We start from the raw sequence: 23,693 nt of genomic DNA on the forward strand, positions 1-23,693 counted from the left end.
TTTATTAGCTGCTCTCTTTATCCCATGAGAAAGGATTCAAGTTTTCATTCTTTTTTAAAAGACATAAAGAGTCTTCAATCTTTGGAGATTTTCTTCAAGTCTTCAGAACGCAAAAGATATTCTCGAGATTTCTTTGATTATTCACCTGTACTTAAAGAACTACTTCATGAATGCTGTGCTGATCTAGTAGTAAAACCACTCTCAGCAAATGCAATAGTTTCAGTAGCAGAACTCTGTCAAAGATATAAAGTCCCATTGACCTTACGGGGTTCAGGAACAGGGAATTACGGTCAATGTGTGCCTATTAATGGAGGAGTTGTAATGCTAATGACTTCTATAAATAAAATCCGTAATTTTGATTCATCGACTGGAGATGTAACTGTAGAGGCAGGGTGTTTGCTTGGGGAATTAAATAAATATCTACTTAATAAGGGGCGACATCTGAAATTAATGCCAAGTACTTGTCGAACTGCTTCTGTTGCAGGTTTCATTGCGGGTGGTTCTGGTGGCATAGGGTCTGTCCGCTGGGGCTTCCTACGAGACCCTGGACATTTGCTTGCTCTTGAAATTGTAACGCTAGAAAAATGTTCAAGAAAAATTCAACTAGATGCAAGTTCAGCAGAAGCAATTAATCATGCATATGGAACAAATGGGATTATTACTGCCTTAAAACTTTCCACTTGTATTGCAATTGATTGGCATGAAATAGCAATTGATTGCAATAGCTTTTCGAAAGCCATGGAAATTCTTCTAAGCTCTACTCAAGCAGCAGTTGATTTGTTTTTATGTACTCTTTTAGATAAAAAGATTATTGAGCATATCCCCTCATGGAGTGGTGAACCACGCGGCAAACATCGATTACTACTTTTAGTTTCTCCCAATGGGATAACTACTTTAGAAAGAATTTCGCAAAAGGCTGGTGCTGATTTTTATAATTTAGGTCCTGAAAAAGAGAAAGAAGGAAATGGATTAAGAGAACTCTCATGGAACCATACGACCATGCATATGAGATCAATAGACTCAAATCTCACATATCTTCAAATGCTCCTACCTCAACCTGAAATCAATGCAATTAATGCTATTAATGCCAAATGGGGTGACAATATTTTGTGGCATTTAGAAGGAGTTAGACAACAAGGAGTTCAGCGAATTGCGGCCTTACCTTTAATCCAATGGCAAGGACAGAAAAAACTAGAAAGTTTAATGAAGGATTGCAAAGAAGCTGGAGCAGTTTTATTTAATCCCCATGTCATTACTGTTGAAGATGGAGGTCTTGGTGTAATTGATTCTGATCAAGTTCAAGCAAAAAAACAATATGATCCTCAAGGAATACTTAACCCAGGTAAATTAAGAGGTTGGCAACAATTTACTTAAGGTTGCTTATAAATAGTTTGTAGTAGGTGACCAATTAAATAAAGCGAGCCTGTTACAACAGGAGAAGGCGAAGGCCATCTATTTCTTGATCTAAAGATTTCTAAAACTTCTTCTACTCCTTCTGATTCTCGAAGTTGATAGAAAAAATCAGAGCCTACATTTACAAAATCATCTTTCTTCCAACTTTCATGATTCGGAACGGGGACAACCCATGCAATATCATTTTCCTTTAACAAATATCGCAGCATTGTTTCTGCATCCTTTTGCTTTTGTATCCCAATAATCCAATTAATACAGGCATCTTTTTGAGACCAATTGGAACGCTCTTTAGCTAATTGTTTAATCGCATGAGAATTATGAGCACCATCTAAAATTAAAGGGAGATTTTTCCATGTTGTCTTTTGCAGTCTCCCTGGCCAATTTGCTGATGCAAAACCTTCTTTTATCTGATGAATATTTATCTCCAAACCAATTTTTGGCAATTCTTCTAACAGTGCCTTTGCAATAGATGCATTTTGCCGTTGTATGTCTCCATCAATTCCTAGATTCCATTTTTCGCACAAAGGTTCAACCCAAACAATCTTTGCATTATTTGTCTCTACAACTTCTTCAAGAATCTTTGTCACTTCTGTACTTTGCTTAGAACTAATTACTGTGCAACCTGGAGATATTACTGCAGCTTTTTCTTTTGTAATTTCTTTTATATTTTTCCCAAGGTGTTCGCAATGGTCTAACCCTATCCCGGCCATGGCAATTAAAGGTCGATAAGAATGAACTGTCGTTGCATCCAACCTTCCACCTAGACCTGCTTCTAAAATCATTATTTTCACCTGATTCGTCGAAAAATATTTAAAAGCTGAAGCTATTACAAGTTCAAATGGGGTTAATTGATCTAATTGAGAAAGAGACTTAATAGTTTTAATAGATTCGCAAAACTTTTCTTCAGAAATCATTGTCCCATCTATTCTAATTCTTTCACACCAATTAATTAAATGTGGAGATGTTGTACAACCGGTCTTGATACCTGCTTTTACAAGAGCGCTTTCAAGAAAACATGCAATTGATCCTTTCCCATTAGTACCTACAATTTGAATCGCAGGAATTCCTTCACAAGGATTCCCCATTCTATGAATTACTTTTTGGATTCTACCAAGACCAAGTTTCATTCCTTCGGATTTAAATGAAGGAATTAAATCTTTAAAGCCTTCATTATTCTGGGAGTTACTAAGTCTCAATTAATTTCTCTATGCTCTTATTCAGTTGCTTTAAGAGATAATTAACTTGCTTCTTAGTAATAATCAAAGGCGGGACAATCCTAACTACTTTTGGTCCTGCTCCAATAAGAATCAATCCTTCCTCAATGGACTTTTTCACAATGCTTTTAGAAGTTAAGCAACTCTCTTCTTTGATTTCCAAACCTTGCATTAGTCCAAGACCTCTAGCCTCAACAAAGTGATCTGGATAATTACTAATAATTCTTAAAAGGCCTTCTCTGATTTCTTGCCCTCTAGATTTAATTTTCCCTAAAAGTTTTCTATTTTCTATTTCTCTCCCCACAGTTAAAGCCGCCTTACAGGCAAAAGGATTGCCTCCAAAAGTACTTGCATGATCTCCTGGCTCAAATATATTCGCAGTCTGTTTTGCAACCAAAGCTCCAATTGCATGACCTCCACCTAATCCTTTTGCAAGTGTAAAGATATCTGGCTCTACCCCTAAATGCTCATACCCCCACAATTCCCCAGTCCTTCCCATTCCTGATTGAACCTCATCAAAAATCAACAAAATATTATTTTCAGAACAAAAGTCTCTTAAGTATTTAAAGAAAGTTTTATTCCCAGCATGTATACCACCTTCCCCTTGAATCGGTTCTATTAAAACAGCACAAATTCTAGGAATATCCTTTTCTAACTTATTTTTTAATTGTTCTAATGAGTTTGAATTATTAAATAAAAAGAATTCAAACCCTTCAACTAAAGGTTCAAAGTTTTTCTGGTATTTTGTTTGACCAGTAGCACTTAATGCTGCAAGGGTTCTCCCATGAAAACTAGATTTAGCAGATAGAATAATTGGACATTCAATCCCTCTTTTTACATGCCCATATTTGCGGGCCAACTTTATTGCTGCTTCATTTGCTTCTGCACCACTATTACAAAAAAATACGCTATCTCCACAACTGTTATTAACTAGCCATTGAGCTAGTTCTTCCTGCTCACATATATGAAAAATATTTGAAATATGCTGAATTTTAGTAAGTTGCTTGTTTAAAACTGCGCGTAATTTCTTATCACTATGGCCAAGGCTGCACGAAGCAATTCCAGCAACAGCATCTAAGTATCTATTGCCTTTTTCATCCCAGACCCAACAGCCCTTTCCTCTAACCAATCTTAGAGGAAGGCGCTGATAAGTATTCATTAAACAAGTGGGAGCGGTCGGACTTGAACCGACAAACCCGAAGGTGCCGCATTTTGAGTGCGGTGCGTCTACCAATTCCACCACGCTCCCTTAATTGTGTTTAATGTCAGTTATCAGTATAAATTTTATGCCACTTCGGTACCAGAATAATAATTCTGTTTGTCATCGCTTTTTTTTGTATTCCCTTTAAATGATTCTTGTCCATCAAAAACAGTGATTCTTGAGACAATTGCTCCTATAGAACGAAGCTTCTCTTCAAATTTTTCATACCCCCTATCAAGATAGTCTAAACCTTGGATAGAGCTAGTGCCCTTTGCAACAAGACTAGCTAATACCATTGCAGCACAAGACCTTAAGTCTCCTCCTCGCACAGAGTTGGAAGTTAATTCTTTAGGTCCTTTAACAAAAGCAGTGTTATCTTGCTGCATTATTTGAGCACCCATCTTTTGAAATTCTTCAACATGCTGCATTCGACTTTCAAACACTGTTTCTTGAATTCGTGATGTCCCATTAGCCGTAGTCATAAGCGCCATAAAAGGAGCCTGAAGATCAGTAGGAAATCCTGGGAATGGCATCGTTACAATATCTACCGCTTTAATGTTTTTACCAGGAATGATTTTTAGGGTTTGGCCTGATTGTTCAATTAAACAGCCACATTCTTGTAATTTTAAAATAACTGATGCAAGATGCTCGGGTATAACAGGGGAAATTGTTAATGAACATCTGCTAATTGCTGCAGCAATCATGAATGTACCTATCTCAATACGATCTGGTATAACGCTATGACTACAACCTCTTAAAGTTTCAACTCCTTCAATAATTACAGTATCGGTTCCAGCTCCTTCTATCTTTGCACCCATCTTATTCAACATTTTTGCTAAATCTTGAATTTCTGGCTCTTGCGCGGCATTCTCAAGAATAGTTATCCCTTTGGCAAGTGTTGCTGCCATTAAGATAGTTTCAGTAGCGCCAACGCTTTTGCAGTTGAATTTTATTTTTGCTCCAATTAATCTTTTTTGAGGATTAATAGTAGTTGCTAAAACATGATTATTTTCAATTTTCACATCAGCACCTAAAGCTCTTAATCCTTCAATATGTTCATCTATAGGTCTTGAGCCTATTCTGCAACCCCCAGGCAATGGCATTTTTACTTCACCAAGCTTTGCAAGAAGAGGGCCAATGCAAAAAAAGCTGGCTCGCAGTCCATTAACTAATTCATAGGGCAGATTATTTTTCAAATTTTTTACGCCACTTGAACTTATTTCCATATAAGAATCCTTCCTTACCAGCCTTACCCCCATTGAGTAAAGAAGGTCAGACATGACTTGTATATCAGTAAGTCTAGGCACATTGCTTAGAGTCAGGACCTCTTCAGTAAGAAGAGATGCTGCCATTAAAACTAAAGACGAATTTTTTGCACCACTAGCTTCTATATGCCCTGATAACGCTTGACCTCCTTTAACCTTAAAATGTGTTAAAAGACTATCTTCTGATTTCAATCTTGCGACGTTATGCATACATTAAATGAAATCATCTATTCCTCTCAATGACAAGGTAATTAGAACACTTCTGAATAAATGAAATAGTCCCTCAATTTTTAATTTCTTATGTTCTACTGAAAAATGCTTTTTTTGCGGATGTGGCGGAATTGGTAGACGCGCATGTTTCAGGTACATGTGGCTTAGTGCTTTGGGAGTTCAAATCTCCCCATCCGCATTTAATTTTCAAGTGTTTTCTCTAAAATCAATAGAGAATTTATGGTTTAGATGCTAGAACAACCTTAAGAAGACAATCAAGATTTCCTTGATCAATGAAGAAAATCTTGAAGAGTTGGGAGAAGTGAAAATCAATCAAACAAACTTTCCATTGATCTCTAGTCGACGAAACCCTTTGGTAAAGCGCTTAAGATCTCTTTCAAGCGCTAAAGGACGCTCTAAAGCTTCAATGTTGTTACTTGAAGGCACTAATCTCTTATGTGAAGCCCTGAAAGCTGATTTAATTCCATCTGAAATCATTACCACACCAGAATGGATTGAAAAGAATAAAGAAATATTCAACAAAATTCCAAATGAAATTGAATTGCATTTGGTTACTCAATTAGTTCTAAGAGAATCCCTTTCAACAGTTTCACCTGATGGCATTGCATCTCTTTTGCCTTTATATTCACTACCTAAATTAAAGAAAGAAGCTGAATTTATTTTAGCTCTGGATCGAATACAAGATCCAGGGAACTTAGGTACATTATTTCGTACTGCACTAGCAGCTGAAATTGAAATTATTTGGATTGCCATGGGTGCTGATCCTTTAAGTCAAAAGGTTCTAAGATCTTCTGCAGGAGCTCTAATCCATCTACCTTTTAAGCGCCTGGGGGTATCTGAAGAAAATGCTCTGGAACAACTTTCTTCTAAATTAAAAGGCGCTATAACAAAAGGGTTCCAAGTGGTAGGCGCTTATAAGCCTAGTTCTTGTATCAATAAAAGAATCTTGCCTTATTGGGAGATAGATTGGGACAGGCCAACTGTATTAGTTTTAGGGAACGAAGGAGCAGGGCTTCATCCAAGGATCCAAGATTGCTGCACTCATGCAGTAACTTTGCCTCATAATGAAATTGTTGAGTCTCTCAATGTTGCATCTGCCGCCGTTCCTCTACTGCTAGAAAGGTTGCGCACCAAAATGACCTCTTAGTATCAAATTAGAAAGGTGAGCAAAACAAATTTCGATTTTGATTTGATTGTCCTTGGAGCAGGCTATGGGGGGTTTGACGCCGCAAAGCATGCTGCCGCGCATGGGTTGAAAGTGGGGATTATTGAATCCAGAGAGATGGGAGGGACTTGCGTAAACAGAGGATGTGTCCCTTCCAAGGCATTATTGGCTGCTAGTGGAAAAGTTCGTGATCTCGCAGACAAAGATCATTTATCAAAGCTTGGTATTCATGCAGCGCCTATTCGTTTTGAACGGCAAAAGATAGCAGATCATGCAAATAATTTGGTTTCTAATGTTAGAGACAATTTAACCAAAGCACTTGAGAGGTCTGGTGTTAGTATTTTGCGAGGCCAAGGGCGATTAGAAGGCCATCAGAGAGTTGGCTTAAGAGAGAATAACGGGGTTGATCGTATTTTATCCGCCAAGGATGTGATAATAGCTACTGGTTCGGATCCATTTGTACCACCTGGGATTGAGATTGATAGTCGAACAGTCTTTACAAGTGATGAAGCTGTAAGTCTTGAGTGGCTTCCACGATGGATAGCAATCATTGGCAGTGGTTACATAGGACTAGAATTTGCGGATATTTACACTGCTTTGGGGTGTGAAGTCACGATGATTGAGGCATTAGAGAGAGTAATGCCTACATTTGATCCCGACATTGCAAAGATGGCTTCTCGCAAGCTAATCGAAGGAAGAGATATTGATGCTAAAGCAAATGTTCTTGCCAGCAAAGTTTCCCCTGGATGTCCGGTGAAAATTGAACTTTCTGACATTAATACGCGAGAAATGGTTGAAGAATTAGAAGTTGATGCTGTTCTTGTTGCAACGGGAAGAGTTCCCAGCAGTAAAAATTTAAATTTGAAGTCTGTATCTGTTGAAACAAATAGAGGCTTTATTCCAATTGATGAATCAATGAGGGTTCTAGTAAAAGGGCAGCCTTTGCCGAATCTTTGGGCTGTTGGAGATGTAACTGGGAAGTTAATGCTAGCCCATACTGCTGCTGCACAAGGGACTATTGCTGTTGAAAATATTCTTGGAAATCATCGAGAGATTGACTATAAAAGTATTCCAGCTGCAACTTTCACCCATCCAGAAATAAGCTCAGTAGGCTTTTCCGAGACTGAAGCAAAGGAAGAATCTAGTAAGGAAGGATTTGAATTGGGAATTGTCCGTAGTTATTTCAAAGCGAATTCAAAAGCCTTGGCTGAATTAGAGAGTGATGGATTAATGAAACTACTTTTCAGAAAAGACACTGGTGAAGTCCTTGGGGCCCATATATATGGGTTACATGCAGCTGATTTGATACAAGAGGTAGCTAATGCACTGTCTAGAAAGCAAAATGTAGTTGACTTATCCTTAGAAGTCCATACTCACCCCACCCTGAGTGAAGTAGTTGAAGTTGCTTACAAACAAGCTGCTCAGCAATTAACAAGCTCTTAAATTTAATTTTTCAAATCTTTCAGATGGAGATTCGCCGTCGTCCACCAAACCCAAAAGTTCAAGTAGAAAATCTTGAATATGCAATTCCGCATAAAGACTCAGAACCGAAAAATATACTTGAAAAAATTGTTTGGGAAAAAGATAGGGAAGTAAGTATTGCTAGGGAAAGAGTACCGTTATCAGAGTTAATAAGAAAAACCGAAAACTTACCTCATCCCAAAGATTTTCTCAAGCACTTAAAAAATTCTGTTAAATCACCTGCTGTAATAGCTGAGATTAAAAAAGCAAGTCCAAGTAGAGGCATCCTTAGAAAAAACTTCTACCCAAGTGAAATAGCAATTGCCTATCAAAAAGGAGGGGCAACATGTCTATCAGTACTAACAGACAAAACTTTTTTTCAAGGAGGGTTCGATGTACTGAAAGAGGTTCGTAAAAATACAGATCTCCCCTTACTATGCAAGGACTTCATCATCCACCCTTATCAAATCTATCAAGCAAGAATGGCCGGGGCAGATGCAGTGTTATTGATTGCGGCTATACTTTCTGATCAAGATCTGAGTTATTTAAAAAAAATTGCATATAACCTTGGCCTGTCAATATTAGTCGAGGTTCATGATGAAAAAGAATTGCAGAGGATTATGCGACTTGGTGACTTTCCTTTGATAGGTATCAATAATAGAAATTTAAAAACATTTGAGACTGACATATCTATTACTGAAGAATTATCTAAAAAATATTCTTCTATTTTCAAAGAACAGAATATCCTATTAGTAAGTGAATCAGGTTTATTTACACGGGAAGATTTAGAAAAAGTTTCTTCCTTTGGTGCTAAAGCTGTTTTAATTGGGGAGTCTCTGATAAAACAAAATGATCTCACTGCTGCTTTGAAAAACTTGATTGGATAGTAATTTGAAAACCTTCTCTTTAAATAGTGTTTTTTCCAGAAAGAAATAACACAAATAGTTTGTTCATGAGGCAGACTTATCAAAGTTAATGAATGAAATGCTTTTTAGCATCCTTACTGGTTTTATTGCTGGAGCTGTTCACGTAGTTGGAGGTCCTGACCATTTAATCGCAATGGCACCAGCTGCCTTAAAACAACCAAGATTGGCAATTAAGAATGGTTTTGCCTGGGGAGTGGGTCACTCGGCAGGCGTCCTAATCTTATCTTGCATAGGAATATTAGTTAAAGATCTAGTTCAGATAGAAAGGATGTCTGGTTTGGCTGAATTAAGTGTAGGGGTTTTTCTTTTAATAGTTGGCGTTTTTACTATCAAAGCTTCTTTAGGTCTAAATATACATACACATAATCACAATCATGGGGATGGTCAAAAGCACCAGCACCTTCATATCCATCTAAGAGGAAGGGAAAAACATAATAAGCACTCACATACTTCAACAAGTTTAGGCTTGCTCCATGGCATGGCAGGAGCAAGTCATTTATTAGCAGCAATACCTGCTTTGGCATTACCTTCATTCGGAGCTTTCTTGTATTTAGTGTCTTATCTTTTAGGCTCTGTTTTAGCAATGGGAGCAGTGGTTTCTATAATGTCTCTAGCAACATTAAAAGCAGGAAAAAAAGCCATACCTTTTCTTTTTGGATTGACAGGAACACTTTCAGTTTGTACAGGTTTTTTCTGGATTCATAAAACATCTATTTATATTTTTTGAGCTAAACACGTCTGGGAATTATTTTTTCAACAATCCCTTGTATTTGTTCTTTCCTAATTTGTCCAAATTGTCTGCTATCTGTACTACTTGATTTATTATCACCAAGGATTTCTAATTTTCCAGAATCGATTTTATAAATTCGTTTTACAATTAGCACTCCCGTTTTCAAAGGGTGTTCTAAAACCACTAGCAAACCTTCAAGAAGGATATCTTCTGAATATTTGAATGGCTTGTAAATTATCAGATCACCTTCTTTTAAGGTGGGAGTCATAGAGTCTCCAACTACACGACAATATCGTCGAGAGCCAATCAATAAGCGAATTAAAGTTAAAAGGATGTTTTTTTAAACTTTCTCTAGCTTGCTGTAACCCAAGAATCTGAACGACCTTTGGATTTCCAGAAAATATTATGAATTACCTCGACGGCATTCATTAGTTCCTCAGCTTTCTGCTGGTCAACATTCACCTTACATGCACTACAAAGCTTTGCTGCTTTCCAAAAAGTATCATGAAGATCTGGGAAAGAAGCAAGGTGCTCAGGCTTGAAATAGTCTGTCCAAAGAATTAGAAGTTCCTTCTTAGTTTCTTGGGCTTGTTCTTCTTTTACAGCAACAAATCTAGAAAAAGTATTGTTATAAACAGCCCAAGCTGCTGCATCATTTCCTTCTGGAGGGACTAAAGCAATAAGTTTTTTAGTCATAGAAAGTACTGCTTCAGCCGCAATTCGGGCCGATGCAGGATCGTACACACCACAAGGCCCATCGCAATGTGCATGTACTTTTTGGGCTGGAAGCCTGTTGAGAAATGATGAGATAGCCGATCGCAACATTTGGTATCAAATAAAAACTCTTCCAATACATTACTTCCCCAACACAAATAATGAGTAATTTATGATTTATTCAACAGAAGTATTTCTATTTAACGCTTAACAACTCAATTTCAAATATCAATGTTGCATTAGGAGGTATTACTCCACCAGCACCCCTTTCTCCATATCCCAAAGAAGGTGGGATAATCAATTCCCTCTTTCCACCGACTTGCATACCAATCACCCCTTCATCCCATCCTTTTATCACTTGCCCTGATCCAAGTGCAAAAGTAAAAGGTCCTCTTCCATAACTACTATCAAATTCCTTTCCACTCTCTAGCGTGCCTTTATAGTTAACCGAGACATTTTTGCCAGCTGATGCTGCTTCTCCATTACCAATTACAAGATCAGTAATCCTTAATCCTGATGGAGTTGATTTTGTAGTAATAGAACCTCCGAGAGAATCACTCGCAGATTTTGAGTTGCTTGCCATAGTAAAAAGAGAAGGGTTAGGCTCGTCTGGGTCTAATTCCAGAGGATTATTTACTGCTTGTGCTTCTTCAACTTTAACCTCAAAAGCTGTTGAAAATTGACTTTCAGCGGTAACAACTGATGGGGAAATGATCTGACTAGCAACAGCGACAATTATGCAAGCCAGAAAAATTGAAAAGCTAATGAAGATTTCTTTCACAGGAATTAACAATTCAGTGATATTAATTCTTTCAGAATAATTGAATTAAAACTTATTTGTTTTTTGAAACAATGAAAATCATATAAGTATTCATTTATTGATTAAACAATGATCATAAGTCGCCAGAAGTATATCGTCTTTTTAATAGGAATTTGTGGTGGTATTTTTTCTGGAATAGGACTTTCAGAAGGGTGGGTTCTTTTTACTTTGCCAGCAATTGCTTTGCTCTGGTCTTCTAAAGAACATCCATTCGCAGGATTCCTTTGGGGCAGTATTGCTACTCTTATCAGCCATCGATGGCTTTTAAGCCTCCATCCATTGAGTTGGATAGGGGTACCGAATATTTTAAGCCTTCCTATAACAATTTTCTTATGGTCTATATGTAGTTTTTGGGGTGGATTACTTATCGAATGTTGGTGTTTGCTTGGCAGATCAACTTTTTTCAAGAGAAGTGATCATTCATCTCTAAAGAATCAATTCTTGGTTGCTTTTGCTTTGTCATTAATTTGGGGTCTTTCAGAAGTTCTTCTAGCAAAAAGTCCTTTGTTTTTATTTGGAATCAGTTCAAGTTTATTGCCTCAAGACAGGTGGCTAGCTGGTTTAGCTAGGTGGTTTGGAGCAGGGGGGCTAACCGCCTTGCAATTACTCTTAGGCTGGTGGATTTGGCAAATCGCGCTTGCATTAAAAAAAAGGCACTCAATTTTACGCTTATTTACTTGGGGCGTTTTTGTTCTAGTAATTTCTCACTATCTTGGTTGGAGTCTTATCTCAATCAATAATTATTCATTCACAAAGCGTATTGCTCTATGGCAAACAAATGTGCCAATAAAAGAAAAATTTTCTAGTTCTCATTTGAAAGATCTTCCCACCGCAATCGACGATGCTTTAAATGAAGCAAAAAAAACAGGTTCAGAATGGTTGGTTGCTCCAGAGGGGACGCTCTTAGCTGATCAAACTCTATTGTCACCTGCAGTAATACCTTTTCTCTCAGGAGGTTTTAGATGGGTTGATGGCAAGCAGAGGAGTTCATTACTTGTATTCAACACAGGCAGCTCTAGCTTTAATGAAGCAATTGATAAATATCGATTAGTCCCTTTAGGGGAATGGATCCCTAAACTTCCTAGTTTTGCTTTTAAAGGTCTTTCTTTAGTGGGAGGACTTGACCCAGGTCAATCTTCAAGGTTTCTTAAGTGGGAAGGGCCACCTGCAGGCGTAGCAATTTGTTATGAATTGAGTGATGGAAAATCTTTAGCTAAAGCTGCAAATAAAGGTGCTCAATGGATTTTATCTATTGCAAATCTCGACCCCTATCCAATCTCTCTTCAAAAACAATTCATATCATTGGCTCAATTAAGGGGTATTGAACTTGCTAGAGATGTAATTAGTGTTGCAAATACAGGGCCAACTTCATTAATTAATAGCTCTGGACAAGTAAAGCAAGTTGTTGTTCCGTTCATTAAAGGTGTTGGGACAGTGGAAGTAAGTTTTTCCAATCAAATAAGTGGATATAGCCGATGGGGAGAGCTACCAATGATATTTGGTCTGATAGTTGCTATTTTTGAAATTACTAGATTAAAGGAGAAAAGTGAGTATGTCGGTTAACTTTATTCACTCTGGATAAGACCGCCTCCAAGAAGTATTTCTCCCTCATAAAAAACTGCAGCTTGGCCTGGTGTTATAGAAAACTGAGCTGAGGCAAAATTTAATTTACAACGATGAGGGCGTTCATTTTCTATATCTTTTTTTGTTGGTTCAAGTGGTGAAAGTTTAGCCATTACAGGTTTACTCCTATAGCGTAATTGGACTTCTACTTGCATTGAATTATTGGGGGGGTTAATTGATAACCAATTAATTTCACCAACAGTACATTCAGATTTGCTTGCCTTTGACCGTGGCGCAACTATTACTCGATTCGAAGAGGATTGAAGCTCTATGACATGAAGTGGTTCTTCCCAAGCTATTCCCAAGCCTTTTCTCTGCCCAATGGTGAAATGCTCAATACCATTATGCTCCCCCAATACTTGGCCATCTTGCAAAACTATTTGCCCTTTCCTTGGTGGCAGATAAGAATCTAAAAAAGCCTTCATGGAGCCATGATGCTCCACAAGACATAGATCTTGACTCTCAGGCTTAGAAGCAGTCCTTAAATCCATATTTATAGCTTCTTTCCTTGTATCTGATTTCTTAAGTTCCCCTAGAGGAAAAACTACTTTTTCAAGAATTTCCTGGGAAAGGTCATAAAGAAAATAACTTTGGTCTTTTGTTTCATCTAAACCTCTTAAGAGCTGATGACGAGGAGCTGCAGAACTTTTAGACGTTATTCTTTTGGAGCGTTGTTGTTCTACGTGCCTTATTCGTGCATAGTGGCCTGTTGCAAGGCGTTTTAATCCTAAATTTTTTGTAGCCCAATCCAGCATTGGTGAGAACTTTACAAATCGATTGCATTTTGAACATGGCAATGGCGTAATTCCTGATTGATATCCTTTAACCAAAGATTCAATAACCTCCTTTTGAAAAGTTTTTCTAGCATCAACTACATGATGTGGTATTCCAAGTTGCTTACAGATTCCTGCTGCATCGATAAGACCATCGGTGCAGCAAGATCCTTTCCCAGTCATTAACCAAAGTGTTAATCCTTCAACCTTCCAACCTGCTTCAACAAGGAGTGCCGCTGTTAATGAACTGTCAACACCACCAGAAAGGCCTACAGCAATAGAATGTTCACCATTCATCTTCTTGAGCCTTGACAAAACATCTTTACTTACAGGAGTTCCTGCTGATTTTTTTTGGTTAGATAAAGTTTTTATATTTGTATTAGTAATAGTCATAGCTGTATTAATTTTTCATAGTGTTGGAAATATTTAGGGGGAAATTTTGACTTGGCCTAACTCTGACGCTGGTCATTTAATTGTCTCATCTTCTCAGATGAGAAAGATTGAAGAGCAGCTTTTTTCATGTGGAATGCCAGTAGAAGCATTAATGGAAAAGGTTGGATTGAAAATGACAAGCTGGATACTTAACAATTTACAAGTTATAAAAAACGGTGTTGTCATTTTAGTAGGACCTGGGCACAACGGTGGCGATGGTCTTGTTTTAGCTAGGGAACTTTTTTTATCAGGTGTAGATGTCTCATTATGGTGTCCATTTCCAATAAAAAAATCTTTAACAGCTAAACATCTTTCTTATTGTATTTCTATTGGAATAACTAAATTAGCAAGTCCTCCAGATGCTTCTGAAAAAGTTCTTTGGATTGATGCTCTTTTTGGCCTTGGCCAAACCAAGTCAATACCTAAAGAGATAGGGCTGCTATTCCAAAAAAGAAATGAGCTCAGACCAAGAGAATTAATAAGTTTAGATGTCCCTTCTGGTATTTGCTCAGATCATGGAAAACCCTTTAAAAATGGAGCAGCAAAAGCTTCTTACACACTAACTGTAGGCTTTATCAAAACAGGTCTTCTTCAAGACATTGCGATGCCTTATGTAGGGCACCTAATCAGAATCGATATAGGTATTCCAGATATTGCAATCAAATCATTAGCTAAATCTTTACCTTTACAAATCTCACCAAAAGATATTCATTCATTTGAACTTCCTTCAATTTCTGTTAATTCAAATAAATATCAACGCGGACGTCTGATGATTTGTGCAGGCAGCCAAAAGTATCGAGGTGCTGCTTTACTTGCATTGAGAGGTGCTATTGCAAGTGGTGTTGGAAGTATCCAAGCAGTTTTGCAACAAAATATCTGTGATCAGCTTTGGAAATTGATACCTGAAGTAGTCTTTCAAAGTTATTCTGACAAAGAAGAAAAAGAAATTTATATCGGCAAATGTTTAAGCAAAATTAGATTAGATAAAATTGATTCTTTACTAATTGGACCAGGCTTAGATTATGCGAATGAAAAGTGGGAAGATTTCTCTCCCGCTCTTGAGGATTTCCCAGGATTATTAGTACTTGATGCTGATGGTTTAAACAGGCTTTCACATTCGCAAGAAGGATGGAAATGGTTCCATAAACGCAAAGGTCCGACATGGATTACACCTCATTTAAATGAGTTTTGTCGTTTATTCCCTGAGATAGATATTGATTATCCGCTAAACGCAGCAAGGATTGCAGCAGATCTAAGTAGAGTAGGGATTTTGCTAAAAGGTGCTCATAGTGTTATTGCCGCTCCAGGAGGCTCTGTTTGGCAACTGGCAAATACTTCTGGTCTTGTAGCAAGAACTGGATTAGGGGATGTATTGGCAGGCTTTGTTGCAGGGATTGGAGCTTTAGGACTATCTTCCGACCAGAAAATTGGCTTTGATTTATTTGCCTTTTCAGTTTTAGTTCATGCTTATGCAGCTGCTTCATGTGAAGACGGAACTAGCGCAGCCTTGATTTCTAAAACTTTAGAAAAAACCTTCAATGACATTCAGGTAGAAAATGTTCGCAATGATACATATAGACGCCTAAAATGACGTTTTTCGAGAGAAATGTGTAGATTTCAAAGCAAGAATCTGAAGGCTTTTTGAAGCATTGGCCACTTTTCCAAATTCTGTAGGAAAGTCAACTATCCGAGTTTGGGAAAATCAAAATGGTTTCAACAGCACCCAAGCCAGCAGAATCACAAAAAAGAAGGAGCACTGACCCCATTAGTTGGTATTTAGCCACTATCGGGAGAGTACCTCTATTGACACCAGCCGAGGAAATTGAGCTAGGCAATCAGGTTCAGGTAATGATGAACCTGACCGAAGATGGAATGGTTAATGAAAAAACCAAAACATTTACTGCACATGAACGCCGCTTAATTCGAATAGGTCGAAGAGCAAAGGAAAGAATGATGAAAGCAAACCTTCGTCTTGTAGTTAGCGTCGCAAAAAAATATCAAGGAAAAGGATTAGAGCTCTTGGATCTTGTTCAGGAAGGTTCGCTTGGATTAGAAAGAGCTGTAGAAAAATTCGATCCAACCCGTGGATATAAATTCTCCACTTATGCATTTTGGTGGATTCGTCAAAGTATGACTAGAGCTATTGCATGTCAATCTCGTACCATTCGTTTACCGGTTCATCTAAGTGAAAGGCTTGCATCTATTAGAAAAGTAAGCCTTGATTTAGCTCATAAGTTAGGCGCAATGCCAAATAGAGTTGAAATTGCTGAAGAAATGGATATAGAAGTTGAAGAACTTGATTCTATTTTGCGTCAAGCACTTACAACTAGCAGTCTTGATGCACCAGTAAATGGTGATGATGGACGAAGCTTCTTAGGTGATTTAATTGCAGACGGTTCTGCTGAAGAGCCTTTGGAAAAGGTTGAACAAAGTATTCATCAAGAGCAACTTGGCAGATGGTTAACACACCTAAGCGAGCAAGAGCAGCATGTCCTCAAACTTAGATTTGGACTTGAAGGCAATGATAGGCATACACTTGCTGAAATTGGACGATTACTTGAAGTATCAAGAGAACGTGTACGACAAGTTGAACTAAAATCTCTAAGAAAATTGAGAAATTTGACTAGAAAGCTTCCAAGTGGGATTTAATTAGTTATTTCTAGATTCCCTGCAAAGTCTATTAGGATAAAGCTTCTATTAATTAATTTTCCGCCCAAATATATTTTGTTAGTTCAGCAGGGTCAGGATCTGCTGCACCAAGCGCGAATTCCACAGCATCGTTTATCTCCTTATCTATTTCTCTTTCTATTTCTCTTAATTCTGAGGATGAAACAATGTTCTTTTCAGAAAGATCCTTTTCAAGAAGTTTTAGGGGATCCCTTTTTGCCCAAAAATCCTTTTCTTCAGAAGAGCGCAATTCGTCAGGGTCTGCAAGAGAGTGTCCTCTAAATCTATAGGTTAAGCATTCAAGTAAAGTGGGACCTTCTCCAGCCCGGGCTCTTTCAATTGCTCTTTGAGCAGCTCCTCGAACCGCAAGGACATCCATTCCATCAACTTCCTCACCCTTCATACCAAAAGCATCAGCTTTTCTCCATATTTCAGGTTCACTAGTAGCACGATCATGTGCCATACCTATTGCCCATTTATTATTTTCAACAACAAAAAGCATAGGCAATTTCCATAGTTGGGCCATATTTAAACATTCATAAAATTGACCAATATTGCAAGTGCCATCTCCAAAAAAAGCAGCTGTAACTGCATCACTTTCCTGAGTGCCAAATACTTCTTTTTTGTAACGACTAGTAAAAGCTGACCCTAGTGCCACAGGAATACCTTCTCCTATAAAGGCATAGCCACCTAGCAGGTGATGTTCTTTGGAAAAAAGATGCATTGATCCACCTCTCCCTTTGCTACATCCTGTTTCCTTCCCAAACAGCTCACTCATAACTTGTCTTGCAGGAACTCCAGCACTTAAGGCATGTACATGGTCACGGTAAGTACTGCAAAACCAATCATGCTTTTGTTTCATTGCTCCAATAACCCCTGAACTTACTGCCTCTTGACCGTTGTAAAGATGAACAAATCCAAACATCTTGCCCCGATAGTACATTTCTGCGCATTTATCTTCAAATCTTCTTCCCAAGGTCATATCCTTAAAAAGTCTTAGACCAGTGGTGCGATCGAGATCTGCTTTTTTTTGATTGGAGATATTCCGCAGCCGCTCTGCATGAGCACCTTCTAAAGACAACTTATTGGGTGTTTGCTGATTAGTCACTTTTGATGATTCCTTTTATATATGTATAACTTTAAAGGTCTATGGAAGAAATAAGCATTGCATAGATTTTTGTTCTGTCTAAAGTTTAATTCTAATCGCTTGATTATTGATTGGAACTGCCGATCGATCATTTTCGCTTACTGGGGATCAGTCCCTCTTCAAGTCCAGAAGAGGTACTTAGATTTTTTCAGTTGCGCTTAAACCAAGTTCCTGAAGAGGGTTTTACCCCTGAAGCACTTGTGCAACGGGCAGAGCTTCTACGCAGATCTGCTGATTTACTTTGTGATAAGGAATCGCGAGACAAATACGAATCGGCTCTCCTAGGAGGTGCCACTGGTCTTGAATTCTCATCGAATCGAGAGGTTGCTGGCTTAATACTTTTATGGGAAGCCGGAAATGCTTTAGAAGCTTTCAAATTAGTTCGCAAAGCCCTACAACCCCCGCAAGCGCCTGCACTTGGCAGTGGAAGAGAGTCTGATTTAACATTATTAGCTGCACTTTCATGCAAAGATTCGGCTTTACAAGAGCAAGAACAAAGACACTATTCTTTTGCAGCAGAACTATTAGAGGAAGGCATTCATCTACTGCAAAGGATGGGAAAGCTGCCAGAACATAGAAAGAATCTTGAAAAAGAACTCGAAGCGTTAATTCCTTATAGGATTCTAGATTTGCTTAGCAGAGACTTATCTGACCAAAAGTCTCATCAAGAAGGGCTAAATTTATTAGATTCTTTTGTTTTAAAAAGAGGTGGTTTAGAAGGCAAAAAGTTAAGTGGTTCAAATAGTGAATTAAAGCAAACTGATTTCGAATTATTTTTCCAACAAATCAGGAAATTTTTGACCGTTCAAGAACAAATAGATTTATTTTCCCATTGGAATAAAAACGGATCCATTGATGCAGGTTTTCTGTATGCAATATCTTTGGTTGCTTCTGGTTTCTATAGACGAAAACCACAAGCCTTACAAAAAGCAAGGAGAAAGATTAAGAGGCTTGGTTTAGAAGGTTTTGACTCTATGCCTTTGCTTGGTTGCATAGATCTTTTGCTTGCAGATGTGAAGCAAGCAGAGTTATGTTTCAACCAAAGTTCTGACAAAGGATTAAAGGAATGGTTTAACACTTATCCAGGAGAGAAGCTGGCTGCATTATGCGATTATTCAAGGAGTTGGTTGTCAAGAGATGTTCTACCTGGATTCAGAGATATTGAAGCAGATTCTGTAGATTTAGAAGCTTGGTTTGCTGATAAAGATGTTCAAGATTATGTAGAGAAAATTGAAAAGAAAGGAGCTTTAAGAATTGCACAAGCAGGTTTTTCTTTTATTTCTGGATTATCTCAAGAAAAGCCTCAGCAAGTCTCATCTGCAAATCAAGCACAAGACCCCTCAGGTTTTGTTGTACGTGAATCCAATCAGAAAGCTATAGGAGAAGATTATCAGCAAAGAACATCCCAAGGCAAAAAGGCATTAATCCTAAAAGAATTATTTCCAGATTATGCAAAGTTATTTTCTTGTTTCAGAATTCCTTCTTTTAATTTTTTACAACCACTGTTTAGAAGTACTTCTAACAATTGCTTATTAGGTATTTTTGTATTTCTCTGTTTATTAAGTTCTGGAACTCTAATTGGTTGGATGACAATGAGAAGTCAACTAGAAAAGGATATCTCAACACAATCATCACTATTAAAAGAGTTACCAGAGCCTAAGGATTCTATTCCTAGTAATAATTTGAAGGAATCATTTCAATCAAGATCAGATACAATTAATTTCAAGCCTTTAACTGATATAAGGCCTAATCAGAGTCAAATAATGACTTTAATTGAAGCATGGTTAAAATCCAAAGCAGATATTCTTTCTGGTAGCTTAAATAAGAACCTAGAAAAAGTTGCAAGGAAAGAGTTGGTTGATATCGTGAATAATCAGAGGAAGGAAGATGAATTATTAGGGCATAAGCAGGTAATTAATGCAAAGATAATCTCATTAGAGATTTTGAATCAAACAGATAAAAGAATTGCCGTTAGAGTTATTATTTCCTACAAAGACCAAAGAGTGAAAGACTCTGGAGAAATACTTTCTGAAACAAGTATTCCTTCTTTAAAAGTTAAATATATTTTAGGTAGGAGGAAAACACTTTGGCAGTTGGTTGATTTCTCCAGCGGAGCTTAATTTTTTTATTTAAATGAATATAGTCATTTCTTTAGGTAGGCTATTAAAGATGGATTTAAAAAATCATTGAAATGTTTGATGAGCTTTCCGCACGTTTTGAAGATGCAGTCAAAGGTCTAAGAGGCGAGAAAGCAATTAATGAAGAGAATGTAGAACTTGCGCTTAAGGAAGTTCGACGTGCTCTTTTAGAAGCCGATGTAAGCCTTTCTGTGGTCAAGGATTTTGTAGAGGAAGTACGTCAAAAAGCTATTGGTGCAGAGGTAGTAAGAGGAGTCAAGCCAGGAGAGAAATTCATCCAGGTTGTTCATAATGAGTTAGTAGAAGTCATGGGGGGTAACAACTCTCCATTAACAGAATCAACGAAAAAGCCTTCTGTCATACTTATGGCAGGCCTTCAGGGGGCTGGGAAAACAACAGCAACAGCAAAATTAGGGCTGCATCTAAAAGAGAAAGGGAAGAAAACCTTGCTGGTTGCCGCTGATGTCTATAGACCAGCTGCAATAGATCAATTAAGCACCTTAGGTAAACAGATTGACGTAGAGGTTTTTAGTCTTGGTAAAGATCTAAAACCTGAAGAGATTGCCTCTGCTGGTTTAGCAAAAGCGCAAAAGGAAGATTTTGACAACCTAATAGTTGATACCGCTGGAAGATTGCAGATTGACAAGGAAATGATGGATGAAATGGTTCGCATCAATTCTGCTGTGAATCCAGATGAAGTCTTATTAGTAGTTGATTCTATGATTGGTCAGGAGGCGGCTGATATCACTAGGGCTTTTCATGAAAAAATAGGTATTACAGGGGCTGTCCTTACAAAACTAGATGGTGATTCAAGAGGAGGGGCTGCTCTTTCAATAAAAAAAATAAGTGGTCAACCCATCAAATTCATTGGGACTGGGGAAAAGGTAGAGGCTTTACAACCTTTTCATCCTGAAAGAATGGCTGGAAGGATTTTGGGAATGGGCGATGTATTGACTCTTGTTGAAAAAGCTCAAAAGGAAGTGGAAATTGCTGATGCTGAACAAATGCAAAGGAAGTTTCAAGAAGCAACTTTTGATTTCTCTGACTTTGTTAAACAGATGAGGCTTATAAAAAGGATGGGATCTTTAGGAGGGTTAATGAAAATGATCCCAGGAATGAATAAAATTGATGATGGAATGCTGAAAAGTGGTGAAGAACAATTAAAGCGAATAGAGGCAATGATTGGTTCTATGACTGATGCAGAGAGATTGCAACCAGAGCTGCTAGCAGCGGAGCCTTCTAGGAGGAGAAGAGTTGCACTTGGCAGTGGCCACACCCCTCCTGAGATGGATAAGGTTTTAGCAGACTTTCAGAAAATGAGAGGCCTGATGAAGCAAATGTCTAGTGGGGCTGGAATGCCAGGGCTGGGAGGCTTCCCAGGTCTTGGCGGGCCAGGAAGCATGCCTGGCTCGGCACCGAATCAATTTAATTCTAGAAAAAGTGGTGGTTCAATTGGCTCCAAAAAACGTCAGCGTCCTCATAAAAAAAAGAAAGGATTTGGAGACTTATGATCCCTCAACAGGCTAATGTAGAAAGCGGTACGTGATTAATCACTACCTTCCTTAAATAACTTAGAAGTTAAGCGCAGATGATCAAACTCCGCCTTAAGCGGTTCGGAAAGAAGAGGGAAGCCAGCTTCCGCTTAGTTGCTTGCAATAGCACTTCGCGAAGAGATGGGCGTCCACTTCAGGAATTAGGTTTTTACAATCCACGAACTAAAGAAACACGATTAGATGCTGAAGCTCTTAGGTTGAGATTAAGTCAAGGTGCTCAGCCAACAGATGCTGTTCGTGCTCTATTAGAAAAAGGTGGAATTTTAGAAAAAACAATTAGACCGGCTGAATTGATTGGCAAAGCAAAACAAGAAAAGGATAGGACATCAGCAACAAAAGCTTCATCCAAAAAGCAAGAAGACAAATTGAAAGAATCAGATTCAACCGAAGCCTCTGCTGACACCTAATACATTCATGACAGAAGCAAAGTCTTCTGGAAGGTTTTCTATTGATTTGCCTGATACAGATGCTGCAATAGCACTTGCGGGGGCAGGCCAATCAATACTTCATAAGCTAGAAAAACTTACTGGAGCTTCAATTGTCTTAAGAGGCTTAAGGCTTGAGATAAGAGGGCTTTCCAATCAACTTGAGAAAGCAGCTGCCTTGATTGAGTTAATGCGACCGGTTTGGCAAGAAGGTCAAGCTATTTCTGATGTAGATATTAAAGCTGCTCTAAATTCTATTGATACCGGGCAAAGATCAGATTATGCATCACTGGGGGATCAGGTTTTAGCAAGAAGTCAACGGGGGAATCTTCTAAGGCCAAGAACTCTTAGGCAAAAAGCCTACCTGGACGCGATGGAAGGTCATGATTTAACATTTTCTTTGGGGCCAGCAGGCACAGGTAAAACATTTCTTGCAACTGTTTTAGCTGTTCGAATGCTTTCAGAGAGAAGAATCGAGAAAATTATATTAACCAGACCAGCTGTTGAAGCTGGCGAAAGATTAGGTTTCTTACCAGGAGATCTTCAACAGAAAGTAGACCCATATTTAAGGCCACTTTATGATGCTCTGCATTCTTTGCTTGGCTTGGAAAAAACATCAGTTTTATTTGAGAAAGGGATTATTGAAGTTGCTCCTTTGGCATATATGCGAGGAAGAACACTAGAAGATGCTTTTGTAATTCTTGATGAGGCTCAAAATACAACTTCATCACAAATGAGAATGGCTCTTACTCGCTTAGGAGAAAGATCTCGGATGGTTGTAACAGGGGATATTACTCAAATCGACCTTCCATCAGGACAAGTCAGTGGCCTTGTGGAAGCCATAGAAATGCTAAAGAAAGTTAAAGGGATTTCCATCTGCCATCTAACTTCTGCTGATATTGTTCGCCATCAACTTGTTCAACGAATAGTAGATGCTTATGAGAAAAAAACGAAAAGTTCGTGACATCCGCACAAAAATAATCGCGCAAATATTATTTTTCTGTCAAAGTATTAATTAATTACTTGGATACAGATGCCAGCAAGTAGCAATTTTCAGCAAGCCATTCGAGATGCTCAATCGAGCTCTTTAGTAGGCCCAAATGTAGTTAATAAAGCTTTGCCTTATGTAGGCGGAGGAATGGTCCTTACTGCACTTGGAGTATTAAGTGGATTATCCTTATTGGCTTCTAACCCTGGACTATTTCAACCACTTTCTTTTGTGGCATTAATTGCAGAATTGGTTCTGTTTTTTATGGCAACTAGTGCAGCAAACAATGCGAATAATTCAAAAGCATTGCCGTTGTTAACAGCTTTTAGTTTATTAACTGGTTTCACTTTAAGTGGAATTGTTGCCATTGCTATTGGTACAGCAGGGATAGGTTCAGTAGGGACAGCAGCTTTCGCAACTGGAATAACTTTTGTAATAGCCTCCAGTGTAGGAAGGCGGATGAGCGACAGTGTTGGACAAGCCTTAAGTGGGGCAGTAGGACTAGGCCTTATTGGATTGTTAATTGCAATGGTTGTCCAATTAATAGGAGGTTTCTTTGTTCCTGGAATGTTCGGTGGAACAGGTTTTGAGTTAATGATTGCTGGATTTGGAACTGTTCTTTTTGTTGCGATGTCCTTTGTTGATTTTTATACAATGCCTCGCAGGTATAACGATGAACAATACCTTGCTGGTGCATTAGGTATGTATTTGACTTATATAAACTTGTTTGTTTTCATTCTTCGTTTAATCATTGCTCTTCAAGGAGGTGGAAGAAGAGATTAATTCTTATTTATCTTTTTCTCCATA

General features: G+C 38.2%; 21 protein-coding genes and 2 tRNA genes. 14 read left to right on the forward strand and 9 right to left on the reverse strand.

Annotation, left to right across the window (positions count from 1 at the left end):
- The first annotated feature begins 24 nt into the window (after positions 1-24).
- Positions 25-1,374, forward strand: coding sequence for an FAD-binding oxidoreductase (locus EV07_RS06390; RefSeq protein ID WP_036918801.1), 1,350 nt, complete (start codon positions 25-27; stop codon positions 1,372-1,374).
- On the opposite strand, the gene EV07_RS06395 is transcribed toward EV07_RS06390, so the two are convergent.
- The 4 genes from EV07_RS06395 to murA form a co-directional block, all read right to left on the reverse strand.
- Entirely contained in the window at positions 1,371-2,609 is a 1,239-nt protein-coding gene (locus EV07_RS06395; RefSeq protein ID WP_241434015.1) for a bifunctional folylpolyglutamate synthase/dihydrofolate synthase, read from the reverse strand. The two genes, EV07_RS06390 and EV07_RS06395, sit on opposite strands and share 4 nt — an antisense overlap.
- Complete coding sequence (locus EV07_RS09425) at positions 2,599-3,786, reverse strand: aspartate aminotransferase family protein (protein ID WP_072013334.1); 1,188 nt, start codon at positions 3,784-3,786, stop codon at positions 2,599-2,601. The genes EV07_RS06395 and EV07_RS09425 overlap by 11 nt, the downstream gene beginning before the upstream one ends.
- An 8-nt stretch (positions 3,787-3,794) precedes the next feature.
- Positions 3,795-3,876, reverse strand: a tRNA-Leu gene (locus EV07_RS06405).
- Between the two features lie 35 nt (positions 3,877-3,911).
- Positions 3,912-5,303 (reverse strand): UDP-N-acetylglucosamine 1-carboxyvinyltransferase, encoded by a 1,392-nt coding sequence (murA, locus tag EV07_RS06410; protein WP_036918569.1) that lies wholly within the window; start codon positions 5,301-5,303, stop codon positions 3,912-3,914.
- A 116-nt stretch (positions 5,304-5,419) separates the two neighbouring features.
- On the opposite strand from murA, the gene EV07_RS06415 reads away from it, so the two are divergent.
- The 5 genes from EV07_RS06415 to EV07_RS06435 all read left to right on the forward strand — a co-directional run bounded on the left by EV07_RS06415 (position 5,420) and on the right by EV07_RS06435 (position 9,603).
- Positions 5,420-5,502: transfer RNA gene (locus EV07_RS06415), tRNA-Leu, on the forward strand.
- A 150-nt stretch (positions 5,503-5,652) separates the two neighbouring features.
- A complete protein-coding gene (locus EV07_RS06420; RefSeq protein WP_036918805.1) occupies positions 5,653-6,471 on the forward strand; it encodes a TrmH family RNA methyltransferase in 819 nt (272 codons plus the stop codon).
- A gap of 15 nt (positions 6,472-6,486) precedes the next feature.
- Complete coding sequence (gene lpdA / locus EV07_RS06425; protein ID WP_036918572.1) at positions 6,487-7,932, forward strand: dihydrolipoyl dehydrogenase; 1,446 nt, start codon at positions 6,487-6,489, stop codon at positions 7,930-7,932.
- 23 nt (positions 7,933-7,955) lie between these two features.
- Positions 7,956-8,837: an indole-3-glycerol phosphate synthase TrpC gene (trpC, locus tag EV07_RS06430; protein WP_036918575.1), complete on the forward strand. Its 882-nt coding sequence runs from the start codon at positions 7,956-7,958 to the stop codon at positions 8,835-8,837.
- Positions 8,838-8,934: 97 nt separating this feature from the next.
- Positions 8,935-9,603 (forward strand): hydantoin utilization protein A, encoded by a 669-nt coding sequence (locus EV07_RS06435; protein WP_036918807.1) that lies wholly within the window; start codon positions 8,935-8,937, stop codon positions 9,601-9,603.
- 1 nt (position 9,604) lies between these two features.
- Here the strand turns inward: EV07_RS06435 and sodX are convergent, their stop codons facing one another.
- The 3 genes from sodX to EV07_RS06450 all read right to left on the reverse strand — a co-directional run bounded on the left by sodX (position 9,605) and on the right by EV07_RS06450 (position 11,101).
- Positions 9,605-9,916 (reverse strand): nickel-type superoxide dismutase maturation protease, encoded by a 312-nt coding sequence (gene sodX / locus EV07_RS06440; RefSeq protein ID WP_081936965.1) that lies wholly within the window; start codon positions 9,914-9,916, stop codon positions 9,605-9,607.
- A gap of 41 nt (positions 9,917-9,957) precedes the next feature.
- Entirely contained in the window at positions 9,958-10,431 is a 474-nt protein-coding gene (sodN, locus tag EV07_RS06445) for a superoxide dismutase, Ni (protein WP_036918578.1), read from the reverse strand.
- A gap of 85 nt (positions 10,432-10,516) precedes the next feature.
- Positions 10,517-11,101, reverse strand: a complete 585-nt coding sequence (locus tag EV07_RS06450; RefSeq protein WP_036918812.1) for an FKBP-type peptidyl-prolyl cis-trans isomerase — start codon at positions 11,099-11,101, stop codon at positions 10,517-10,519.
- Between the two features lie 108 nt (positions 11,102-11,209).
- Here EV07_RS06450 and EV07_RS06455 point away from each other — a divergent pair, with 108 nt between their 5' ends.
- Positions 11,210-12,703, forward strand: coding sequence for an apolipoprotein N-acyltransferase (locus EV07_RS06455; RefSeq protein WP_036918581.1), 1,494 nt, complete (start codon positions 11,210-11,212; stop codon positions 12,701-12,703).
- A 2-nt stretch (positions 12,704-12,705) separates the two neighbouring features.
- On the opposite strand, the gene mnmA is transcribed toward EV07_RS06455, so the two are convergent.
- Positions 12,706-13,929, reverse strand: a complete 1,224-nt coding sequence (gene mnmA / locus EV07_RS06460) for a tRNA 2-thiouridine(34) synthase MnmA (RefSeq protein ID WP_072013336.1) — start codon at positions 13,927-13,929, stop codon at positions 12,706-12,708.
- Between the two features lie 46 nt (positions 13,930-13,975).
- Here mnmA and EV07_RS06465 point away from each other — a divergent pair, with 46 nt between their 5' ends.
- Entirely contained in the window at positions 13,976-15,559 is a 1,584-nt protein-coding gene (locus tag EV07_RS06465) for a bifunctional ADP-dependent NAD(P)H-hydrate dehydratase/NAD(P)H-hydrate epimerase (RefSeq protein ID WP_036918583.1), read from the forward strand.
- A 116-nt stretch (positions 15,560-15,675) separates the two neighbouring features.
- On the forward strand, positions 15,676-16,617 hold the full coding sequence (locus tag EV07_RS06470) for an RpoD/SigA family RNA polymerase sigma factor (protein WP_036918586.1): 942 nt from the start codon (positions 15,676-15,678) through the stop codon (positions 16,615-16,617).
- A 52-nt stretch (positions 16,618-16,669) separates the two neighbouring features.
- On the opposite strand, the gene pdhA is transcribed toward EV07_RS06470, so the two are convergent.
- Positions 16,670-17,743 (reverse strand): pyruvate dehydrogenase (acetyl-transferring) E1 component subunit alpha, encoded by a 1,074-nt coding sequence (gene pdhA / locus EV07_RS06475; protein WP_036918589.1) that lies wholly within the window; start codon positions 17,741-17,743, stop codon positions 16,670-16,672.
- Between the two features lie 110 nt (positions 17,744-17,853).
- Here pdhA and EV07_RS06480 point away from each other — a divergent pair, with 110 nt between their 5' ends.
- The 5 genes from EV07_RS06480 (at position 17,854) to EV07_RS06500 (ending at position 23,669) form a co-directional block, all read left to right on the forward strand.
- Positions 17,854-19,902, forward strand: a complete 2,049-nt coding sequence (locus tag EV07_RS06480) for an IMS domain-containing protein (protein ID WP_036918592.1) — start codon at positions 17,854-17,856, stop codon at positions 19,900-19,902.
- A 71-nt stretch (positions 19,903-19,973) separates the two neighbouring features.
- A complete protein-coding gene (gene ffh, locus EV07_RS06485) occupies positions 19,974-21,431 on the forward strand; it encodes a signal recognition particle protein (RefSeq protein WP_036918595.1) in 1,458 nt (485 codons plus the stop codon).
- 77 nt (positions 21,432-21,508) lie between these two features.
- A complete protein-coding gene (gene rpsP, locus EV07_RS06490; protein ID WP_036918598.1) occupies positions 21,509-21,880 on the forward strand; it encodes a 30S ribosomal protein S16 in 372 nt (123 codons plus the stop codon).
- Positions 21,881-21,887: 7 nt separating this feature from the next.
- On the forward strand, positions 21,888-22,862 hold the full coding sequence (locus EV07_RS06495; protein ID WP_036918600.1) for a PhoH family protein: 975 nt from the start codon (positions 21,888-21,890) through the stop codon (positions 22,860-22,862).
- 69 nt (positions 22,863-22,931) lie between these two features.
- Positions 22,932-23,669 carry a Bax inhibitor-1/YccA family protein gene (locus tag EV07_RS06500; protein WP_036918603.1) on the forward strand — a complete coding sequence of 246 codons (738 nt, stop codon included), beginning with the start codon at positions 22,932-22,934 and terminating at the stop codon, positions 23,667-23,669.
- Positions 23,670-23,693: the final 24 nt, after the last annotated feature.

This window comes from Prochlorococcus sp. MIT 0603 (assembly GCF_000760215.1).
Lineage (GTDB): Bacteria > Cyanobacteriota > Cyanobacteriia > PCC-6307 > Cyanobiaceae > Prochlorococcus_E.